Below are 19,468 nucleotides of genomic sequence, written 5' to 3' on the forward strand. Positions count from 1 at the left end.
AGAAGCCCTGCCAGGTGCGTCTTGACGCGGTCTTGGCGGGGCTTCTACGTGGGGTGACGGCTGTACACCGTCGGACTATACGGCCCCGACCCGTTGCCCCATCAAGTCGCTCCGAAACCTGATAGCCCACCAGATTCCCCCGGCTGTCGGCGGAGCCCTATCCCTCCCCTCTGGCACCAGCCCCAAGCCGGGAAGGCCACAACAGCTCCCCTTCCTTCCCGCCCGTCAACCGTCCTACGACCCCGCCGGCCACCCACAGTCGACGAGGTCCAGCAGCGGCTGCGCAGTGTCCGGGCCCGCTACGGCGGCGGCGCGCGGCACGTATGGTTCTGGGCGACGGACCCGGCAGCCGCAGGCCGGCTCGCCGACCTCCAGGTCGCACCGCAGGGCCGCGGCGGCCTGCTGGTCGACCACATGACGATCGCACCAACCGAGCAACAGCTCACGGTCATCGCCACGGGCGGCGGCGTGTACTTCCTGGACGGTGCCAAGGTCCTGGTCCCCTACGGAGTCCACGACTTCACCCACCCGGCCAGGCCCGGAGAGGACTGGAACTTCACCGGCGGCCGCCGGAACTGGCGCTACGACTGGCGGATCAGCCACCCGGTGCCCGCCCCAGACGCGTCCCGCTGGGGCCTTGCCCCGACCTCGTTCGACGAGCTCACCCGTACTCGCGGCGTGTTCACCCTCACCGCCGTCCGGGACCTGATGCACACCTTGGAACGGGTCCAGACCGGGCGGTGGAACGCTCGGCGACGGGCAGCCGCCGCGCTCTACCAGGAACGCCACCAGCCGCCCCTGCCAACGGCACCCACTCCCGTCGTCGCACCCTGCCCGGAGCCGCCGGCGTCACCCCTGGCCACCGGGCAAGTCGAACCCGCCCCGGCCCCGGCCGAACACCACGATGTTCCGACAACGCCGGATCCCACCACCGGCCCCGTTCCTTCGGCGTCCCGCACCGCGCCGACAACCACGACGGCGCAGCCCCCTCTGGAAGTCGCGCAGGCGGTCGACCGCGTCAGGTCCGACGACGACTACCTCCTCGCCCCGCCCGCACCCACCGGCTCCCCGGCTCGGCAGGCCCGGATCCCTCCCCCGCCAGCGTACCCGCCCACCGTCCACCTGCCCGGCCACCATACCGCCGGGCGCTGGCCTCCACGGCTGACGCCCGACACCATCGACCGCCCCCACGACGCCCAGCCCCTGCCGGGCATGCAGGCGACGCTGCCCTCAGCGCTCGTCCGGCTCGCCCAAGCTCCAGCCACTGACCGCCGCGATCGGCCCACGCCAGGCCGGCAGCCTCCGGGCAGTCCGGCCCGAGCGGACCGTGACATCCTTCAGGTGCAGAAAGCGCGGGTCAGGCGCTCGGCGGCGGCGCCCGTCCTCGGCGGCCTGGTCCAGGTGCCCGATCACCTCCCGCACGACTTTCCGCAGTCCGTAGTAGTCGGCCTCTCCGACCTGACGGAAGTACAGGTCCTCCCACGCCGAAGCCGAGATCACGGTCCCCGTGACGAGCACCCCGTCCATCACCAGCGTCACGACGACGGCTTCGGCGACCTCCCGGTGCTCCACCCCGACGCGCAGCAGCTCCAGGTAGGGGTCCGGGTAGGCCTCCCCCTGCAGCATCACCCGCAACGCCGGCTGTACCGCATCTCGCCACGACACCGTGTCGGTCTCCTTCCTGGGTGTGGGTCCGGGGGGACTATGCCCTGGCGGAGGTGTCGGTATCCGGCCCGGCAGCAGACGGGTCGCGCGCTCCGGGGTGGTGTGATGGGACCAAAGACGTGACCTAGTAATGTTTGGTCTAATGAGCAGCCCTACGGCCGGTTTGAAGCGAGAGAAGCTAATTACTTCTCTTCCGCCGCAGTTGAGACGTCAGTTGAAGATCCGCGCATTTGAGCATGGTTTGGACATCCAGGACGCAGCCGAGTACGCGATCCGGGATTGGTACGAGTCCTCGGAGCTTCCGACGGTGAACACCGACGGCGCGAAGACGTGGGGGACGTTTTTGCCCGTCGGCGAGGCCGACCGGTTCAAGGGCGCGCGCAACGATCGCGAGATCACCTACGTGCAGGGGCTGGCCCAGGCGCTGACGCTGTGGCTGGAGAAGCACCCCTCGCCGTCCGCGCCGCTGGTCGCCCAGCCCGTCGTTCGCGTCATAGTGGCCAACCAGAAGGGCGGGGTGGGCAAGACCTTCATCTCGTCCGGCATGGCCCAGGCGCTGGCGGAGGCCGGACGTCGCGTTCTCCTGGTCGACTACGACCCTCAGGGGCACCTCACGGCGGAGCTGGGCTTCGAGGACCTCATGTACGAGGACGGCGTCGAGACGCTGATGATGCACATGGACGGGACCGCGCGTGGTGACATCCGCGACCTGTTGGTGTCCCTCGACGGCGCCCGATTCGGCGAGCGGCTGCATCTGCTGCCTGCTTCGGACGATGCGTTCCTGCGCGACATCGCGCTGTCGAAGGTCAGCTTCAGCGAGGCCGCGCTGGAGCCCGCTCTGGAGCCGTTGGAGGCGGACTACGACGTCATCATCATCGACGGGCCGCCCAGCCTCGGGCTCAACATGGACACCGCGCTCTACTACGTGCGCCGTCGTGAGGGCGAGCTCGCCGACCGGTCCGGGGTCATCACCCCGGTCTGGGCGAACAAGGCCTCCCATCGGGCGTTCCGGCTGCTCAAGTCCCAGATGGACGACCTGTGCCGCAAGGGGCGTATCCAGGTCGACTACCTCGGGCTGATCATCAACGCGTACGACAGCCGTCGCGGCAAGCTCGTGAAGGAGAACAAGGACCAGTGGGAGAAGAGCAGCTCGCCTGCGGTTCTAGCCGTCATCGGTGACTTGAAGGAAGGTCGCGAGGCCGCAGACGGCGAGATCCCGCTGCTGGAGTACGCGCCGGACAGCGAACACGCGCAGGTGATGCGCGACTTGGCGAAGGAGCTTGCCGTATGACCTCTACTCAGCGGGTCACCCGTGGCTTCAGCATCGGTGACGGCGGCCAGGACGATTCTCCGGGGCCCCGTCGCGTCCGGACGCGCCAGCAGATCATGAACGGCGAGGGCCGGCGTCCTCCGACGTCGGTCGAGCTGAAGCTGCTTGCCCACAATCCCTTCAACCCGCGCGACGAGCTCACCGAGCTTGAGGAGACCGCCGAGTCGCTCAGGCAGAAGGGGCAGATCCAGCGCGTCGCCGTGGTCCGGCGGGCAGCGTTCCTGGCCTCTCACCCGGGTCTTGAGGAGAAGCTGGGCGAGGCCGAGTACGTCGTCATCGACGGCAACCGCCGCCTGGCCGCAGCGCACCTCGCGGAGCTCGCAGAGCTGCGGATCGACGTCAACGACGACCTCGCGGCAAGCGCGGCAGACCTGCTGGAAAGCGCGCTGATCGCCAATGTGCACCGGGTGGACGTTCCCCCGCTGGACCAGGCGAAGGCCATCCAGGAGCTCGTGACGGTTCACGGCTCGCAAGGGCAGGTGGCGAAGCGTCTGGGCAAGACGCCGGCCTGGGTCTCCCAGCGTCTCGCGCTCCTGGAACTCACACCCGACCTTCAGGAGAAGGTGGAGTCCGGAGAGCTGAGGGTGGAGCCGGCGCGCCGCATTGGCCGGATGCCCAAGAAGCAGCAGGCGCCGGCCGCAGCGGAGGCTATTAACGCCGTTAATACCCCTCGGCAGCGGGCTCCTCGCCGAGAGCTTGCCAGACGGGAGTCGGCTCCGGCCGTTAACGCCGTTAATACCCCTTCGGCAGACAACGAGGCCGGGGGAGCAGGGTCCTCCACCGTTAACGCCGTTAACGGTCCGGCCGAAGCGGCGTCCCAGCCGCAGGCGGCACCGGTCGTGGCGTGGGACGACCCGGCATCGGTCTACAGGCTGCTTCGGGACCACATGCCGGCTGAGCAGCGGACCGCCCTGGCAGGCCTCCTGATCGATGACCTGGAGCCAGCGCAGAACGTAAACGAATAGTTCCCGCACGACGAAGGCCCGTACCCCAGCTTGGGTTCTAACGGTCCTCGCAACACCCGCGATCTGTGGGAGTTGCGAGGACCGTGGGCGTTGGGCGTAATGATCTTGCTGGGTTGCGGGAGCGCTTCCTCGCACGGCTGGATGTCGTAGGCAGCGTGACCGTGGCGGCGCACGACAGGCTGGATGAAGTCCTGGACACAGGACCCTTCGTGTCAACGCGGCAACCTCGCTTCTGCGCAACCCCGGCACACGCCGCCGCGCCGACAGCCTTTCGCCTCGACCTGGCGTTCGAGCAGGGCCGACAGGACGCGGGCAGGGAAGAGCGTGGATGTGAACGTTCAGCAAAACCGGCGCCAGCCATGAGAGAGGACCGTACTCTCGCGGCATGAATCGTGTGACCCTCACCGGCAACGATCTGGACCATTTAGGCGAGGTGCCGAACCATGCCACCACCGCCATGACCCTCACGCCACAGTGCGTGTCTGCACCGGCTGCTGGCGAGTCGCCGCGGCCAAGGCACATCACTCGCCGCTCAGCGTTGCGGCTCGGACTCGGCGCCGCTGCCGCAGTCGGTGCCAGCATCACCGCCGTCGGCTGCAGTGGCGGCGGGACTGCCGAGCGGCCACGTTCCAGTGGCAGCGCGGCTGCCGAGCGGCCACGTTCTTGGTACCACGCCACCGGCCGCTGGGTGGCGTCGTCGCCGACGGTGGTTGGTGGTGTGGTGTACGTCGGCAGCAACGACATGAACGTATATGCCCTGGACGCGGCCACCGGCACCAAAAAATGGGCTTTCACCACCAGCTCAAATGTCACCTCGTCGCCTGCAGTGGTTGGTGGTGTGGTGTACGTCGGCAGCGACGACATGAACGTGTATGCCCTGGACGCGGCCACCGGCACCAAGAGGTGGGCCTCCACGACGGGGGGCTGCGTGGAGTCGTCGCCTGCGGTGGTTGACGGTGTGGTGTACGTCGGCAGCGACGACAAGAAGGTGTATGCCCTGAACGCGGCCACCGGCACCAAAAAATGGGTCTTCACCACCGGCGGCAACTGGGGGGTGATCTCGTCACCGGTAGTGGTCGGTGGTGTGGTGTATATCGGCAGCGACGACAAGAAGGTGTATGCCCTGGACGCGGCCACCGGCACCAAAAAATGGGCTTTCACCACCGGAAGCTCAGTGGCGTCGTCGCCTGCGGTGGTTGAAGGCGTGGTGTACGTCGGCAGCAACGACAACAACGTGTATGCCCTGGACGCGGCCACCGGCGCCAAGAAATGGGCTTTCACCGCCGGCGAATCAGTGAGATCGTCGCCTGCCGTGGGCGGTGGTGTGGTGTACGTCGGCAGCGAAGACCGGAGCGTATACGCCCTGGACGCGGCCACCGGCACCAAAAAATGGGCTTTCGTCACCGGAAGCTCAGTGAGATCGTCGCCTGCGCTGGTTGACGGCGTGGTGTACGTCGGCAGCTTCGACAGCAACATGTATGCCTTGGATGCGGCCACCGGCGCCAAGAAATGGGTCTTCACCACCGGCGGCTGGGTGCTGTCATCTCCTGCCGTGGTTGACGGTGTGATGTACGTCGGCAGCAACGACAACAACGTGTATGCCCTGGACGCGGCCACCGGGGCAGGCCCGGTGCTCTTTCCGACCCAAACCGCGACCCGCACCGCGACCCCTGGATCGGCGTAGCCTTCCAGGCTCGCCTGCCGGGTTGTGAGCGCTCACCGGAGCGGCCGGTTTGCGTTCTCCCATGAATGACGATTCCGGAGAAATCCATGGCTGCGACTCCACCCGTTCCACCACCGTCTTCGGGCGCGGGTGGAACGGATCCCGATGAAGGCGCCACAGCTCCAGTCTCCGCAACGCCGGCCGACCCGGCCCACAACGGTGAATCGCAGCCCGCTCCGGTCCCCTCCGCCCCGCAACCCGGACCGACCGCTTGGCGAATCTTGGCTGACGCACGCCTGCCCGGACTGCGCCTGCTCCCCCTGAAGCACCGGGCGCTGTACATGGCGGCCGCAGCAGTCATCGCTCTAGGTGGTCTCGCGTTCGCCTACTATGCGAACTACGTGTTGGACCGAAGTACGGCCACTGACCGAGCTCGCTCGGACAAGAAAGCCGAGAAGGCCGTCGATGGCGAGCAGCCCGCTTTCGTCTCCACCGTCACCCCTCGTGACTACCAACAGGACATGCCCGAGTCCATCGTCGTGCTGTTGGACCGGCCACTGACCGAGAGCGAACAGGCCACCCTCACAGCGATGAAAGGCAACGCGTCGCAGGTCTGGACTTTTATGAAGCCTCTCGGTGGCCGGGTCGTTGAGTACACGCCAAACCTTGAGAAACCTCTGGAGGATCGCCGTCAACGGGCCAGTGGCATGGCGCAGACGTTCAACCTGAATCTGAACAGCGACCGCGGCGCCGGCCTCACGATCAACGGCATGACTGCCGTGAAGGACGCGTGCAGCGCAACCACCGCGCAGACCGTGGTCGCTATACCGCCGAGCGGCTCCGCGCTCCGGCAGGGCCTTATGTGGGACCTAGCGGGAGGAATGGCGGACCAGCCGCATGGACCGTACGTTCTCGACGAGGGTGAGTCCCAAGGGAAGTTGTACTTCCGTCACAACGCGATCGATCTGGGTAACGGCCAGGCAAACATGGCCTTGCGTGTCCAGTCAGAGGTGTCCACCGAGACGTGTCAGTGGCACATCACCGCCTCATACACCGACACATCCGGCTCCCACACGCAACGCATCCCGAGCGGTACCGGCACCTTCACCGCCGAGGCCGTACCGCAACAGCCCGTCCAGTACTTCGCGTATGTCCCAACCACCGGGTGGGGTTGCATCGGCCAAATGAGCCAGAGGGGCTGCCCGGCCACCAGTTCACTTGAGCAGGCGCAGCCCAGGCGGTGAGCCTGGGCTGTTTCTAACCGTCGGCCACGGCGGATTGGAGGACCGAGGCGGCAGGGGCGCGGTGGCCGCACACCCCCGGTACGTTCGGTGTCATCTCCTCTCTCTCCATCATGCTCCCGGTGCGCACGTTACGGTCACCGAGCTTCAGTCGGGGCGGTTCGGGAATGTTCGACCAGCTGCACGGCCGGCCCGTCAGGCCGCGGCAAGGAGCGCAGCTCCGGCGAGGACAGCCAGGACGGCGTGGTGACGTCCGGCGGTGTGCAAAATTCGCCTTCATCGCATCCTCCTGGCGGGCGAGGGCCAGGTCCCGAATGAGCCCCTGCTTCGTACCCCACGCCTTCGCATGGTGCGTCCACTCCCGCGGGTATCTCGCCTCCCACTCCAGGAAGAGCAACGCATAGGGCAGCCCCGGCCAAGTCGCCAGATCCCCAGTTGCAGGGCGACCCCACAGCCCATCAGGCAGCGAACGCCTCCGGGCTTGGTGATACATCCGACGGGGCCTGCAGAAAGGCCGGCTCCCGGTACTGCTCTTGCGTTCCCAAGGGCAACGTCAGCCGCCACATCTCGTTGGACCGACCGAGCGCGTCTGCGACCTTCTTCCGGGCCTCAGCCAGACGAACCAGCGCTGCAACCCTCTCAGCCGGATCATCCGCTATCAAACCGAATGCCCAGCCCAGTCGCTCATCCCATGCACGAGCGTCGTCCGCACCTGCAACCGCTTCCTCAGCCACGCAGGAGATCATCCCCCAGCGCGGTCGGCTCGCTCCACCCGACGGTGTGGAGAGACACAACGGCTCCGAGGACAACGCCCGTGATCAGGAACCGTCCGCTCGCCCTCCTCAAGCTCACATGATCACGAAACGGACATCACCCGACTTTGCCGAAGCCCTGGGCTCTGGAGCCGGGTTGGAAAGGAAAATCGCCGAACGGAAGGCTGGGACAATCCGCAGGTGAACGACGTGAACGAGACCTCCCGCCAGACCCTGCTCCGCCGCGGCTTCGCCCTCGAATACGCCACCTTGGGCTGGAACGTGATCGGCATCGTGGTGCTCGCGATCGCCGCGATCAGCGCCCGCTCGGTCGCGCTGGCCGGGTTCGGCCTGGACTCCCTGATCGAGATCGGCGCCTCCACCGTGGTGATCTGGGAGCTCTCCGACACCGGCGAGGAGCGGCAGAAGCGGGCGATGAGGCTAATCGGTACCGGCTTCGGGATGCTCGGCCTCTACCTGCTCACGCAGTCCACAATCGTCCTGGTCAACGGCTTCCGCCCGCACCACTCGCCGCTCGGCATCACCTGGACCGCCGTCACCGCCGCCGTGATGTTCGCCCTCGCCTTCGGCAAAGCCCGCACCGGCGCCGCCCTGGACAACCCCGTCCTCAAGACGGAGGGCCGGGTCACCCTGATCGACGGCCTACTCGCCGCCGCGGTCCTGCTCGGCCTGGTCCTCAACAGCACCCTCGGCTGGTGGTGGGCCGACCCGGCGGCCGGCTATGTGCTGGTCTACTACGCCGCCCGCGAGGTCCGCGAGATCTTCTTCGGCAAGCACTGATCACGCTCAGGACGGGCGGTCGTCAAACTTCGACGAGACAGACCGCTGCCAGTCCTGGATGGGTGGTCGCAGCCCTCGCAGTGGCCTTGCTGGCCGGCTTCGTGGTCTGGCAGCGCCGGGCGGCGCAGCCGCTGGTCCCTCCGGCGGTGTGGAAGCGGCCGAACCTCGCCGCGGCCCTGGCGGTCGCCGTCTTCATGTACGCGGGTTGGGTCGGGGCTAACTACTTCCGCTGGCCATCGGCGGCACGGTCCTGCCCCTGGTCGCAGGGCGCCTGGTCCCGCGGGTGGGTGCGCGCCGGCTCATGCTGTTCGGCCTGACCTTCTACACGATCGGCCTCGCCCTGTTCTCCCTGGTCGGCCCTGGAGCAAACTACTGGGCCGTCATCCTGCCGCTCCTGGTCATCCTCATCATCGGTCTCTCGCAGACCTTCGTGCCGGCGAACATCACCGCGCTGTCAGGTGCGGGAACCGACGAGCAGGCGCTGGCCGGCGCCATGTTCAACACCGCGCTCCAGATCGGGGGGCGGACTCGGCCTCGCGGTCCTGTCCACCGTAGCCGCCGCGGCCGGTGGCGACGTGCTGGGCGGCTACCGGGCAGCCTTCCTCACCGCCGCCGGCCTCTCGCTCGCAGGGCTGCTCACCGTCGTCGCCGGTATCCGCAGCCCCCGCAGCCTGAACGGCTGACAGTCGCAGCAGCTGGGCGCCCCGCGGCGCAGGCACCGCAGAGGGCCGCGAAACCGCGAAACGGATCGCAGCCCTCTGCCTCTAATCCGGAAAGACCATTCATGCATCACCGCAATTCACCCTGTCCTTCGAAGGACGCAGGCGCCTCGTGGAGCGCTGCCAGACTCGTCCGATCTCACACGTCGCCGCCGAGATGGGCATTTCCCGGGCGTGTGCGTCGAAGTGGGTGAACCGCTACCGCCGCTACGGCGAGCTCGGCTTGTACGACCGGTCCTCGGACCCGCACCGTCAGCCGACAGCCATCCGGAACGAAGTGGTTACCCAGATTGAGAGACGCCGGCGCACCCACAAATGGTCAGCAGCCAGGATCGCGTTCGAACTCACCAGCGCCGGAACACCGATCAGCCGTCGGACCGTCACCCGATACCTTGCCCAGCTCGGCCTAAACCGGCGACGCTACATCGACCCGAACGGTGAGTCCAACCGGAGACCCAGCGGATCATCGCCCGGCCCTCTCTGTCAGCCGACGCGGCAGACTGGCTCTGACCGGAGTTCCGAGAAGTTTTGATCATGTGCAGTGGACGTTCGACAGGGGGATCTGTCAGCGAGGACGTGCAAAATGCGGCCATGAGTTACGACCTGGCTGTGTGGGAAGGCGAGCGTCCTGACAGCGACGCTGCGGCGCGTGTGATGTTCACGGATCTCTACGGCGAGTTCATGGGCGGTCGGGGCGTCGAGCCGACAGCGCGTATCAGGCAGTACGTCGAGGCGTTGGTGGCACGGTGGCCTGACTTGAGCCCGGACGACGAGGACGAGGACGCGAGCCCCTGGTCGGATGGACCGCTGATCAGGAACGCGAGCGGCCCGCTGTTCTACTTCGGGATGGTGTTCAGCAAGTACCAGGAGACCGCCCCGTACGCCGTCGATGTCGCGCGGTCCTCGGGGCTCGTCTGCTTCGATCCGCAGGGCGGACGCCTGCTGACCTGAGCCACGTCCGCCTTGGCGTTCACGACCGCGTGAGGATCCGGATGCGAAGGAGTCGGAACGAGGCTCGGCCGTACATGGCGTGCTTGAGCGTTTTGATCCGGTTTACGTTGCCTTCGACCGTGCCTGAGCTCCATGGCGCACAGCTTCCCAGTCGCCGCCGACACCACGCGGGGCGGGGTCACCACCAGGCCGGTTCGACGTCGGCGGCCAGGTCGTCGTCCTGGCCGCGGTCGGCGCGGTGGCCGGCCTCCAGTGCCTGGGTCTCGTCGCGGAGCAGCTCGGTGATCCAGTCGGCGGCGCCGGTGGGGAGGCGGACGGTGTGTTGTTCAACAGCCGGGAGAAAGGCATCCGCTGGGGCGGACGGCCACTGGCCATAGCCGCATAGCCCGGGCAAAGCGGCGCGGTGTTCTCCCGCTACCTTTCTGGCATGGGTAGCAAGCGGAAACCGTACTGGTGGACCTTCGGAACTCCGACGACGCTCGTTCTGTACCGGACGCCGGAGCGGTGGCGGTACGCCGTCTACTTCACCGGACCGAAAGGCGTCGCCGACGGGGCACTCGACCATCCCGCTGCCTCCGGCGAGCCCGAGAGCGCACAGGCAGCCATGCACCGCAAAGCCGAAGAGCTCACCCGCCGCGAACTCGAGGTCACCTGGCAGGAAACCGATCAACCAGGATGGTGGACCGGCGTCGTCACCAACGCTGGCCCAGTTCCTGCCGCCTGACGACTGGGCTCACCTCGGGCGCATTCGATGGACCCGGCGAACGTTGTCGCTCACAGCAGTAGCACCACCAGACGGGGCCCATCAGGCCGTGTTCGGCCAGTTTGTCGGGCGAGGCGACCAAGACCGGGACGGCGTCGGCGCAGTCCCGCTACCAGTCGTCCGGGTACTGGGTGCGGTGGCGCTGCCCACGCCAGAACTCGGCGGCCAGGTCGCCGGCTGGAGCAGTCGGTCTGGCCCGCCCCGGGCCGGATGCTCGGCGCGATGCTGGCGAACGCCGGCTCCGGGCCGACCGTCGCCGCGGTGCTGTTCCTGGCCCAGCATGTCCGAGGTCGTCTGGCACTGACACCTCGGCTGGGGACCGGTCCGCTACCCGCTCGGGGGTTCGGGCGCGGACCGGTCCTCCCAGTGTGTGCGGACGGGCGCAACGGGGCCCCTGGGGTTGCTCCGGGGTGGTGTCAGGGGGTGTCCCCCTGCCAGCTCCAGCGGCGCGGGTCCACGAGCCAATTTCCCTATGAGGAGCCTCCCTACGGGATCACCTGGTGGCAGAAGCCCTGGAACGGTGTCCTCGTCAGGGTGGACCAGATCCCCTTCAAGGCTGGAGACGAGCTCACCTTCAACGTCACGGTCTGCAGCGACTTCCACGGGCAGACCTCGGCCGCGACGATCCAGGGCGTTGTGAGCATCACCGCTGACACCACCACGGTCGACTACACCATCCCCTGGAACGGCGTCCTGGACGCCGTCACCGAGGGTTCCATCACGGTCTTCTACACCCTGACCCCCTCCGACGGCAGCGAGCCAACGACCTCGGAGGGCACCATAGTCCAGTACTCCCGCCGGCAGCCCGGCGGTGCCGTCTGCGGCCCGGACAGCTGAACAACCACCAGCCGGCACGTCGATGAGCAGCCACCATCCGTGCCGGCCTTCGCCGTGACTGACAGCTAAAGCAACGGCATTGGCCGCACAGCCCCCTGGAACCCATGGCTCACCTGCTCGATCGAGTGCTTCGACCGCGACCGCGGCACGGTGGAGGAACAGCAGGCCATGATCGACAGCGCTCCGGAGGCGATCGCCTACTTCCTCGGCCTCAACCCGGGCACCCCCACGGACGACACCGGGTAGCACGACCACCGGACCCGGCATCCGTGAGAGCGGGCCCGCCGCCGGACTGCCCGTAGAGTCCGAACGTGGCCAGCCCCTGCTGGTGAGAAACGGGCGCTCCCAGACCGCTTCGAACGCGCCGGAGCGGAGCTTGGCGACAACTGGGTCCTCGCACACCTCCGGGCCACCGGAGATTCCGTCGCCGGTGAAGTGCCCGAGTGAAGCGCCCAGTCACACTCCGGTGTGGAGAAAAAGGGGGGTGGGGACACGGATACCAATCCAGTCCCGAGCTGGATACCGGGGACCTTCTCACCCACCCCCCATGGCCGCGAGTCCCTCACGATCTCCGTCCGGCCCAACAAGCCGCACCGTATCCGGCAGCACCGACAACTGCGGGCTGCGGGCAAACGACCACTCACTCAGGTGTCCAACCCGACCGCTCACTGACCAACGAAGCACTCAGTCACATCCGGCGTCATGGGGCCGCCGGCGGGAAGCGCTGCAGCTCGACGTCCACCCAGGCGATGTCGTTGAGTTCGACGTCGAGGCCGGTAACGTGGCGGCCGCCGACCTTGAAGTGGTGCTCTCCCCTGGAGCCCTGCGCAGCATCAGCGCTCGGCTGCGCCGTCCCATGGGCATGACGGCCCGCCAGTCCTGGCTCGCCGTCAACGCGGCGTGCCGCGCCTGCCGACGTCGCCGTTCCTCGTTGGTCCGCTTGGCCTGGTGTGCGCGGTCGGTCGCGGCGAACGCCGCCGCCTGCTCGATGTACGTGGGCGCGGCAACTTCTGTGGTCGGCCACGGTGAGTGATCGACTTTGCCGTGGCATCCGTGCGCGTCGGCTACCAGATCTGCACTCCGCCGCGGATCTGAGATGCCCGCCGGGCGGCGTCGAGGATGTTCTTCAGACGATCGGCGATCTCGCTGGCGCGCTGAGTCACGGGCTTGGGTGACTCCATGCCTGCGGCGATGGACTCGATGTTGCTCTGGAGCAGAAGGACTTCCTCGATGAACCCCGGAACGTCTTCTGGGGCAACACGGAGCTCGTCCCCGGCCAGCTGGGGGAAGAACCGTGCGCCGAGCGAGCGGACGGTGTCCGATCCCCAGGCCGTGGTGCGCCAGCTCTCGAAACCGGCAAGATCCGACGACCCTTCAGGGACATCGAGGAAGCGGGACTCGCCGCTCTCGTCAGCGGTGAACACATCGACCAACAGGCTCATGCGCGAAGTGGACCACGCCCTTGGCCGGGCGGGCCACGTCTTTCCTATTTGGCCCCACAAGAACTGGCCGAGTCATGGTCACAGGGCGAGCAGGACTCGCTTCCGCAGCAACCTGGGTTCTGGCTCAACTTCCCCGCTCCGATCCCGCCGGTGACCTGGCCGCCGAGCAGGCCCAGCGTCGGCTCGCCGCTCAGCGGACCCTGCGGCCCTGATGCCGTGGGGCCGAGGCGCGGCGGCTGACCGGAGAGCTGCGCGAGTCGGTCGAGCAGGTGCGCACCGCCGTCCGGGTGCTGGCCGAGCGGGTACGCGCCGCGCACCGCGGCCAGGTGTGGATCGCCCTGGGCTATCCGTCGTGGGGCGCGTACGCGGCCGGGGAACTCGACGTCTCCCGGTCGACGGCGTACCGGCTGCTGGACCTGGTAGCCGTCGCCGAGCGATCGAGGACGTCGTCGGCCGCCAGGCCGGGCCGGGGCTGTCCCACGCGTGGGACACCGGGCTGGTGCTGCGGGTGCGGGCGGTGGTCGAGATCCGCGGGCGCTTGGCGGAGCTCGCGGACCTGGTCGCCGAACAGCGGTGTGCCGGTCGGGCTCCGCGGCCCCGGTTCCACGGCTGGCCGGTGCAGCCGGGGGCGGCGCACAGTGGGGTGGTGCCGGTCTCGTCGGCGAACAGCAGACCGTCTTCGCGCAGGCGGTTCGCCCGGCCTCATCCGGCCCACGGCTCTGTGCTGCGGCCGACCAGGACGGCCAGGTGCAGCACTTCGGCGCGGCCACCGACGGCGGGCGCGTACACGCGCTGACCGTCGACCCGGTGCAGCGAACTCAGCACGACCTCCGGGGAGTTGGGGGAAGGCGTCGAGGCCTGCTGGCCTTCGCCGCTTTCGTTCTCACCTATGCGGCCAGCACCCAGTTCGTTCATGGTCCAGGGCGGGAGGCCGGTTGTCGCAGGTGCTCCCCTCGCAGTACCTTCGCCCCGTCGAGTCGGTCACGGAGGTGAGCGACAGCTCTCTGCGGCTCACCGCGCCGGACGAGACGTTCCGCGAGTGCGATGGCGCCGTGCACCGTCCCGGAGCGGAGAAGCTCCTCGTCAGATCCGGCGAACGCGGCCAGCTCCGCTTCGGCTTCCATGGCACGGCCGCACAGCTTCATGACCTCGGCCCGCATGAGTGCCTGTTCATGGCGGGTCCCGCCGTGGCGGGCGAAGTAATCGTCGACATAGGCAAGGGCGTCGTCGGCCTGCCCCGTATCGACCAGGATGCGGCAGAGCAGATGGATGATCCAGTCGCAGTCGCCGCCGGCCGTCTCCGCGACCGCGCGCAGCACCTCAACCGCCTCGCTGTGGCGGCCGTGGCGGGCGAGGAGCTCAGCGAGGCCGAAGGCCGCATGGGGATTCCCGGTCCGGGCAGACTGCCGCAGCAGGGCAACCGCGTCCGGAATCCGGTCCTGCTTTTCCAGCAGGTCGGCAAGGGCGGCCAGGGCGTACTCCTCGCCGTCTTCGACCGGGAAGGCGCGCAGCTCGGCCTCACGTCCGTGGCGGGCCAGGAGATGGGCAAGCTGCTCGGCGTGGTCTGCGTAGACGACACCTTCGATGCGGACGTGCTTGGCCAGCAGCAGGATCGCCTCGTCGATCCGTCCTTGGCGTTCCAGGAACGTGGCGTGCAGGGGGACGGTGTCCAAGGCATCCGAGCCCCAGGGGTCGAACGGGTCCGCCGGGCCGGCCCCGACCTCGGGAAGCAGTTCGGCGATCTCGGCGTCGCGGCCGTGGCCCACGGCGAGCTTGACCAGTTCCTCGGCGAGCAGGAGGTCTGCGGCACGTGGGCCAAGCAGGGTGACGACCTGGTCGAGGTGGCCCTGTCGGGCGAGTAGGCGCGCCAAGTCGCGTAGGGCGTGCCGGTGGCCCGTGTCGGCGAGCGGACGCAGCAACACGATGGCCTCGTCGACCCGCTCCCAGTCGGTGAGCAGCCCGGCGACGGTGCTGACAGCAGGCCACCAGCCGGTGGCTGCGAACGGCTGCAGCATTGCCAGCGCTGTCGCCTGACCGTCCGGGCCATACACGGAAGCGGCCTCGGCGAGTCGGCGGGCGCAGAACCAGTCACCGTGGGCGGCTGCGTCGCGCAGGATGCTGTGGTGGCCGTGCTCGTGAAGGAGTGCGACGACGGTGGGCGGTATCCAGCCGTCGTAAGGAGGCTAGTTCCGCGCTGCCCTCCACCGCCGCGGCCATCGCGACCGCCGCGGTGCCGGCCTCAAGGCTTTGGCGCTGCCCGCGCTGTCGGTGCGGATGAGGATCGGGGTGCCGTGGCGGTAGGCATCGGGGATCTGCGCGAGGGCGTGGTCGAGGACGGTGATGTGGTCGGCTGCGGTGTTCGCTCCGGCGTTTCCCGGCCGTAGGAGACCGGCGAGGGCCTCGCCGGTGTTGTCGAGGAAGCAGAGCATCGGGTGGTAGCCGAAGCCGCGTTTGTAGGTGGCGGTGGCCTGTTCCTTCTCGGAGTGGCAGGTGACGAGGGTGGCGTCGATGTCCAGGACCAGGCCCGGCAGTTCACGCCCACCGGCATGCGAGGGAGGTATCGGGCGTCCGGTCTCGTCTGCTTGCAGCCAGGCGACCTCGCGGGCCCTTGACCGGGCTGCCCGCACCGCGCTCAGGGCTGCGGTGTCGATGCTGGCCAGCATCCGCCAGGCGGTCGGGGCGGAGGCGACGGGGCCGAACACGTCGTGCTGGTCGCGCAGCACGGCCAGGTCCCGGATCGCCTCGCCGCCGTCGGCGAGCATCACCGCCAGGTCCACCACGACCCGGCCGGGATCGTGCCCGGTCCCGCGCGGCCGTAGTCGGCACAGAGCGTCCGAGAGAACGTTGGTCAGCGTGGTGGCATCGGCCAGATCCGCGAGCAGGCGCGAGCCGGCGTGGTTGACGACCCCGTGCCCGTCGGCGCTGACGACGAGTTTGGGGCGTGAGCGGGTAGGGTGCACGCAGAAAGTGCCTTCCTGCTGGTACGACTGGGACCTTAGACAAGCCTCATCGTTGCAGCTCAGAAGGCATTTTCGCTTTTCCGATCATGATCCGGACACGACCCCAGATGAAACGCGCAGGCTAGACAACTTGGCGCAGGGTGAGTACGAGGTCGAATGCCCCTACTGCGGCGTCAACTTGTTCATCGTGATCGGCGAGGAGGGCTTCTTCTCGTGCAGCGATGACTATGCGCTGGGGGATGTCGAGAAGTCGCTGCTGCGGGCAGCCGATCCGGCAGAGTTGGAGGGCCTGGCCGAGCGGCTGCACGACCAAGCCCTCGCCGACGGACAGCCGGTCGTCGCCGAGAGGCTCTTGTATCTGTTCGGGCAGTCGTCCTGCACTGACTGCGGAACGGGGTTCTCCGTGGCGGACCGCGTGATTGCGAACGCGATGCCCACCTGGTGAGTGCCGGCTACGTGGCCACCTTGACGCGCTGTCGGGCCTAAGGGCTGTCCCGTAATGACGAACGCACGCGGACTCACCTCCGCCCTGAGGGGCGAGTCCATGCACGTCGGATTTCGGTGGCCTGGGCGAGTGCAGCATGAGAGCCTCGCGACCGTGGCCACTGAAACAGAGGTAGGAGCGCTGCTGCATCAGCGCGGTTGGCGGACAGCGTTCACGATCGCTGACCGGGTGAGCGCGTGGGCCGCCCTGGTGAGCTCCATCGAGCGCGGCTACAGCGAGGACATCTACGAGTACACCAACGACCTCTACTGCAGAACCTGGCTGCACGAGGCCTGGCTCCTGCTGGACGACTACCTGGTCCAGCTCTGGACCCTACAGATCAAAGCCCTGGATGAGCGGTACAAGGCCGCGACCATCGACGACGACGGCCAGGCACTCGACCAGTTCCATAGGGTGCCGGGCCCTGACCTGTGGTGGTGGCGGCGACACCCCCGCATCCTCACCGGCGAGCTTGGGCGTTCGCTTCGCTCGGCCGGCGCCATCGGCATCGACCCAGAAGCAGCGTGACGCTAAGCCTGACTGGGTTACGGGACGGCCCTTAGGCACCGGCCCGCGCCGCCTCGGCCCACCTCTTCGCGTTGGAGAAGGTGAAGAACAGCTGGCCACTGTCTCTGAGACATACCTCAGTCTGGAGAAGGACGGTGCGCGGTGCGTCGCGTAGGTGCCCGAGGCCGCGCCGGTGCGGCTGCCTCGCAGCACCGAGGTCCGGTTCGTACGGCCCGAGCTCCACGCCGAGGTCGAGTTCCTGGAACTGACCGACAACGGCCGGCTCCGGCAGCCAGTGTTTTTACCGGGGTTGTGAGAGCCACGGCTTCGGTGTGAACGGAAGCCGGGTCTAGGCCGTTCGTGGCGGCGGTGTACTCGTCCATGGCGGGTGTTCTTCGGTGAGTTCGGGAGCCACTCCGGCGAGTTTGGGAGCCACTGATCGGGTGACCCCCCGGGTCCGGGCGGAGTGTCCGCAGGAGGTTGGGCCGGGGCGCCGATAGCTTGTGGTCGCGGGCCCGGGCAGCCTCCCTGACAAGACGCGGCCAGGGCCCGCCTCGACGTGCTGACGACGCTCTTTGAATTCGGCTCTCGCCGCAGTTGCGTGAATGATCTTCGAGACACCGTCCGACCCATCGAGTAGTCTCCCGATGTGACTGGGACCGAGCCGACGAATCCTCAGGTCGAGGCCGACCGCGGGCGCATCGCGCTGTGGCTGGACCCGGCCGATCTGGCCTGGCTGGCCAAGCATTGCGGCTGCGGGGTCGATGCAACCGAGGAGGAGAAGGACCGCTGCGGGCGAGTCCGCTTCCGCGCGAGTGCCGCGCTGCACAAGCACGGCCATTCTGGCTGACATCCGGTCAACCGAAGATCATTCCTGGCCGCAGGACAGGCGCTGCCGGCCGGAAGCAGCGTCATCGTGCAACGCGGGGACCTGCGGCTGCGCTACACCACCCCTGCCGCCGAGGACGCCCCGCCGCTCGCCGACCACCCCGGGATGGCCCAGTACGCCGAGCAGCACCGCCAGGCCGGGGTGAACCTGGCGACCCTCACGCTCCAGGCGCTCCGAGCTCCCTGGGCGGTCGAGAGGGCCCTTCAAGCGCCCTGCCCGCGGCTGAAAGCGCTGCTCACCGCGATCGGGGACACGCCTTACGAGCCGGATCCGCAGAAGAACCTCGTGTTCCAGTTCCCGGACGGCCCGCTGGGGCTCGACGAGGTCCCGCTGCCGGCGGACGTCCCGGCCGCCCTCGGGTAGATCCGCCCCGCAGCGCCCGCCGGAGCCGGGCCTACCGGCCCGACGCGCCCCCGCGGGCAGGGCGCAACGGTGACCCGGACAGGCCTGGTGCCCTGGGCCCAGGACAACGCGCACCCGCAAGGCGGGTCACCGGGTTCAACCGGTCGGGCCCGGCCCTCCGTCGACTCGGTCTGTTGGCTGGGCGCCAGCCGGCGCCAACGCGTCGATCCGAAACCCGCGCGGAAAGCCGTGCGGGTTTCCGGAGTGCGGGGGCTGAAGGTAGCCGAGCTGCATCGCGGCGCCGTCCACCGCCTGGTTCCAGGTGAGATCCGCGTGGGCGGCGTAGAGGTCCTGGGCATGCTGGAGCAGATCCACCTCGCGGTCGAGCAGGCGCAGAAGCTGATGTCGCTCGTGATCACCGCCGGACAGCGGAGTGACCCCCCGCAGTTCCAAGTGGTCCTGGGGCGCAATCCGTGTGCCGCGCCTCGGCCCGGGACGACCGCGCACCCGGCCGAACAAGGTCCGCGCCGACAAGGCGTACGGCTCCAGCGCGAACCGCATCTACCTGCGCCGACGCGGCATCGGCTGCACGATCCCGGAAAAGCGCGACCAGATCGCCAACCGCAAGAAGCGAGGCTCCCACGGAGGCCGACCGCCCAAGTTCGACAAGGACGACTACCGCGAGCGCCACGCAGTGGAGTGCGGCATCAACCGCCTCAAGCGCCACCGCGCGGTTGCCGCGAGATACGACAAACTCGCCGTCCGCTACGAAGCAATGGTGCTGGTCGCAGCCATAAACGAGTGGCTGTGAGACGCCATCCGCTGCGATCATGCGGCAGTGAACGCAGGACTTCCCACCGGGTGGACGATCGAGCGGGTGCGCTCCGCATCAGGGGACCCCGAAGCGGCCCTGCTATCCCTCGAACGACTCGTCGTTGTCGAGGAGTACGGCCATGCTGACTACATCCCCCTCCAGCCTGACGTCATCCTCTCCTTCCACGACCTGTGCCTCGTGCGAGCCAAGGACGACTGGTTCATGGGTCAGCTCGACGATGACGGCTCAGTCATCTGCTGGGCCTCCTACGGCTCTGATCTGGATGAAGCCATCCGAGGGTTGTGAGCTGTCAGGCAGTTGTCCTGATCACTTTCGAAACAGA

The 19,468-nt window shown here is 68.1% G+C and carries 22 protein-coding genes and 3 pseudogenes; 17 read left to right on the plus strand and 8 right to left on the minus strand.

Annotated features, from left to right (window positions below; translation table 11 throughout):
* Window positions 1–1,230 precede the first annotated feature (1,230 nt).
* Window positions 1,231–1,635: a hypothetical protein gene (locus tag ACIRRH_RS39520; protein WP_403077546.1), complete on the minus strand. Its 405-nt coding sequence runs from the start codon at window positions 1,633–1,635 to the stop codon at window positions 1,231–1,233.
* 244 nt (window positions 1,636–1,879) lie between these two features.
* On the opposite strand from ACIRRH_RS39520, the gene ACIRRH_RS39525 reads away from it, so the two are divergent.
* From ACIRRH_RS39525 to ACIRRH_RS39540, 4 genes are all read left to right on the plus strand, one after another.
* On the plus strand, window positions 1,880–2,956 hold the full coding sequence (locus ACIRRH_RS39525; protein ID WP_403077549.1) for a ParA family protein: 1,077 nt from the start codon (window positions 1,880–1,882) through the stop codon (window positions 2,954–2,956).
* Entirely contained in the window at window positions 2,953–3,960 is a 1,008-nt protein-coding gene (locus ACIRRH_RS39530) for a ParB/RepB/Spo0J family partition protein (RefSeq protein WP_403077552.1), read from the plus strand. The genes ACIRRH_RS39525 and ACIRRH_RS39530 overlap by 4 nt, the downstream gene beginning before the upstream one ends.
* A gap of 385 nt (window positions 3,961–4,345) precedes the next feature.
* Window positions 4,346–5,644 (plus strand): PQQ-binding-like beta-propeller repeat protein, encoded by a 1,299-nt coding sequence (locus ACIRRH_RS39535; RefSeq protein ID WP_403077554.1) that lies wholly within the window; start codon window positions 4,346–4,348, stop codon window positions 5,642–5,644.
* Between the two features lie 260 nt (window positions 5,645–5,904).
* Window positions 5,905–6,867 carry a hypothetical protein gene (locus ACIRRH_RS39540; protein ID WP_403077557.1) on the plus strand — a complete coding sequence of 321 codons (963 nt, stop codon included), beginning with the start codon at window positions 5,905–5,907 and terminating at the stop codon, window positions 6,865–6,867.
* A gap of 455 nt (window positions 6,868–7,322) precedes the next feature.
* Here the strand turns inward: ACIRRH_RS39540 and ACIRRH_RS39545 are convergent, their stop codons facing one another.
* On the minus strand, window positions 7,323–7,598 hold the full coding sequence (locus ACIRRH_RS39545) for a hypothetical protein (RefSeq protein ID WP_403077559.1): 276 nt from the start codon (window positions 7,596–7,598) through the stop codon (window positions 7,323–7,325).
* Between the two features lie 219 nt (window positions 7,599–7,817).
* On the opposite strand from ACIRRH_RS39545, the gene ACIRRH_RS39550 reads away from it, so the two are divergent.
* The 4 genes and pseudogenes from ACIRRH_RS39550 to ACIRRH_RS39565 all read left to right on the plus strand — a co-directional run bounded on the left by ACIRRH_RS39550 (window position 7,818) and on the right by ACIRRH_RS39565 (window position 10,087).
* Window positions 7,818–8,417 carry a cation transporter gene (locus ACIRRH_RS39550; RefSeq protein WP_403077561.1) on the plus strand — a complete coding sequence of 200 codons (600 nt, stop codon included), beginning with the start codon at window positions 7,818–7,820 and terminating at the stop codon, window positions 8,415–8,417.
* 235 nt (window positions 8,418–8,652) lie between these two features.
* A pseudogene (locus tag ACIRRH_RS39555) lies at window positions 8,653–8,928 on the plus strand (hypothetical protein); the annotation flags it as partial.
* A gap of 273 nt (window positions 8,929–9,201) precedes the next feature.
* Window positions 9,202–9,593 (plus strand): annotated as a pseudogene (locus ACIRRH_RS39560) (helix-turn-helix domain-containing protein); the annotation flags it as partial.
* 134 nt (window positions 9,594–9,727) lie between these two features.
* On the plus strand, window positions 9,728–10,087 hold the full coding sequence (locus ACIRRH_RS39565; RefSeq protein ID WP_403077563.1) for a hypothetical protein: 360 nt from the start codon (window positions 9,728–9,730) through the stop codon (window positions 10,085–10,087).
* Window positions 10,088–10,265: 178 nt separating this feature from the next.
* On the opposite strand, the gene ACIRRH_RS39570 is transcribed toward ACIRRH_RS39565, so the two are convergent.
* Window positions 10,266–10,481, minus strand: a complete 216-nt coding sequence (locus tag ACIRRH_RS39570) for a hypothetical protein (protein WP_403077566.1) — start codon at window positions 10,479–10,481, stop codon at window positions 10,266–10,268.
* Between the two features lie 33 nt (window positions 10,482–10,514).
* Here ACIRRH_RS39570 and ACIRRH_RS39575 point away from each other — a divergent pair, with 33 nt between their 5' ends.
* Complete coding sequence (locus tag ACIRRH_RS39575; RefSeq protein ID WP_403077568.1) at window positions 10,515–10,811, plus strand: hypothetical protein; 297 nt, start codon at window positions 10,515–10,517, stop codon at window positions 10,809–10,811.
* A gap of 573 nt (window positions 10,812–11,384) precedes the next feature.
* On the plus strand, window positions 11,385–11,687 hold the full coding sequence (locus ACIRRH_RS39580; RefSeq protein WP_403077570.1) for a hypothetical protein: 303 nt from the start codon (window positions 11,385–11,387) through the stop codon (window positions 11,685–11,687).
* 1,064 nt (window positions 11,688–12,751) lie between these two features.
* Here the strand turns inward: ACIRRH_RS39580 and ACIRRH_RS39585 are convergent.
* The 4 genes and pseudogenes from ACIRRH_RS39585 to ACIRRH_RS39600 all read right to left on the minus strand — a co-directional run.
* Entirely contained in the window at window positions 12,752–13,129 is a 378-nt protein-coding gene (locus ACIRRH_RS39585) for a hypothetical protein (RefSeq protein WP_403077572.1), read from the minus strand.
* Window positions 13,130–13,831: 702 nt separating this feature from the next.
* A complete protein-coding gene (locus ACIRRH_RS39590; protein ID WP_403077574.1) occupies window positions 13,832–14,044 on the minus strand; it encodes a hypothetical protein in 213 nt (70 codons plus the stop codon).
* Window positions 14,041–15,144, minus strand: a complete 1,104-nt coding sequence (locus tag ACIRRH_RS39595; RefSeq protein ID WP_403077577.1) for a tetratricopeptide repeat protein — start codon at window positions 15,142–15,144, stop codon at window positions 14,041–14,043. Before ACIRRH_RS39595 ends, ACIRRH_RS39590 begins: the two co-directional genes overlap by 4 nt.
* A 234-nt stretch (window positions 15,145–15,378) precedes the next feature.
* Window positions 15,379–16,152 (minus strand): annotated as a pseudogene (locus tag ACIRRH_RS39600) (transposase); the annotation flags it as partial.
* A gap of 67 nt (window positions 16,153–16,219) precedes the next feature.
* Here ACIRRH_RS39600 and ACIRRH_RS39605 point away from each other — a divergent pair.
* The 5 genes from ACIRRH_RS39605 (at window position 16,220) to ACIRRH_RS39625 (ending at window position 18,332) form a co-directional block, all read left to right on the plus strand.
* The gene (locus tag ACIRRH_RS39605) at window positions 16,220–16,534 is read left to right on the plus strand and encodes a hypothetical protein (protein ID WP_403077579.1); all 315 of its coding nucleotides are present in this window, start codon (window positions 16,220–16,222) and stop codon (window positions 16,532–16,534) included.
* A 153-nt stretch (window positions 16,535–16,687) separates the two neighbouring features.
* The gene (locus ACIRRH_RS39610) at window positions 16,688–17,101 is read left to right on the plus strand and encodes a hypothetical protein (protein ID WP_403077581.1); all 414 of its coding nucleotides are present in this window, start codon (window positions 16,688–16,690) and stop codon (window positions 17,099–17,101) included.
* Between the two features lie 172 nt (window positions 17,102–17,273).
* Window positions 17,274–17,396: a hypothetical protein gene (locus ACIRRH_RS39615; protein ID WP_403077628.1), complete on the plus strand. Its 123-nt coding sequence runs from the start codon at window positions 17,274–17,276 to the stop codon at window positions 17,394–17,396.
* 333 nt (window positions 17,397–17,729) lie between these two features.
* Entirely contained in the window at window positions 17,730–17,930 is a 201-nt protein-coding gene (locus ACIRRH_RS39620) for a hypothetical protein (protein ID WP_403077583.1), read from the plus strand.
* A 66-nt stretch (window positions 17,931–17,996) separates the two neighbouring features.
* Window positions 17,997–18,332, plus strand: coding sequence for a hypothetical protein (locus ACIRRH_RS39625; RefSeq protein WP_403077586.1), 336 nt, complete (start codon window positions 17,997–17,999; stop codon window positions 18,330–18,332).
* A 135-nt stretch (window positions 18,333–18,467) separates the two neighbouring features.
* Here ACIRRH_RS39625 and ACIRRH_RS39630 read toward each other — a convergent pair whose 3' ends face one another.
* Window positions 18,468–18,764 carry a hypothetical protein gene (locus ACIRRH_RS39630; protein WP_403077588.1) on the minus strand — a complete coding sequence of 99 codons (297 nt, stop codon included), beginning with the start codon at window positions 18,762–18,764 and terminating at the stop codon, window positions 18,468–18,470.
* A gap of 22 nt (window positions 18,765–18,786) precedes the next feature.
* On the opposite strand from ACIRRH_RS39630, the gene ACIRRH_RS39635 reads away from it, so the two are divergent.
* Window positions 18,787–19,122, plus strand: coding sequence for a transposase (locus tag ACIRRH_RS39635; RefSeq protein WP_403077591.1), 336 nt, complete (start codon window positions 18,787–18,789; stop codon window positions 19,120–19,122).
* A 27-nt stretch (window positions 19,123–19,149) separates the two neighbouring features.
* The gene (locus tag ACIRRH_RS39640) at window positions 19,150–19,431 is read left to right on the plus strand and encodes a hypothetical protein (RefSeq protein ID WP_403077594.1); all 282 of its coding nucleotides are present in this window, start codon (window positions 19,150–19,152) and stop codon (window positions 19,429–19,431) included.
* The last annotated feature ends 37 nt before the right edge of the window (window positions 19,432–19,468 follow it).

Source organism: Kitasatospora sp. NPDC101235 (assembly GCF_044767505.1).
Lineage (GTDB): Bacteria > Actinomycetota > Actinomycetes > Streptomycetales > Streptomycetaceae > Kitasatospora.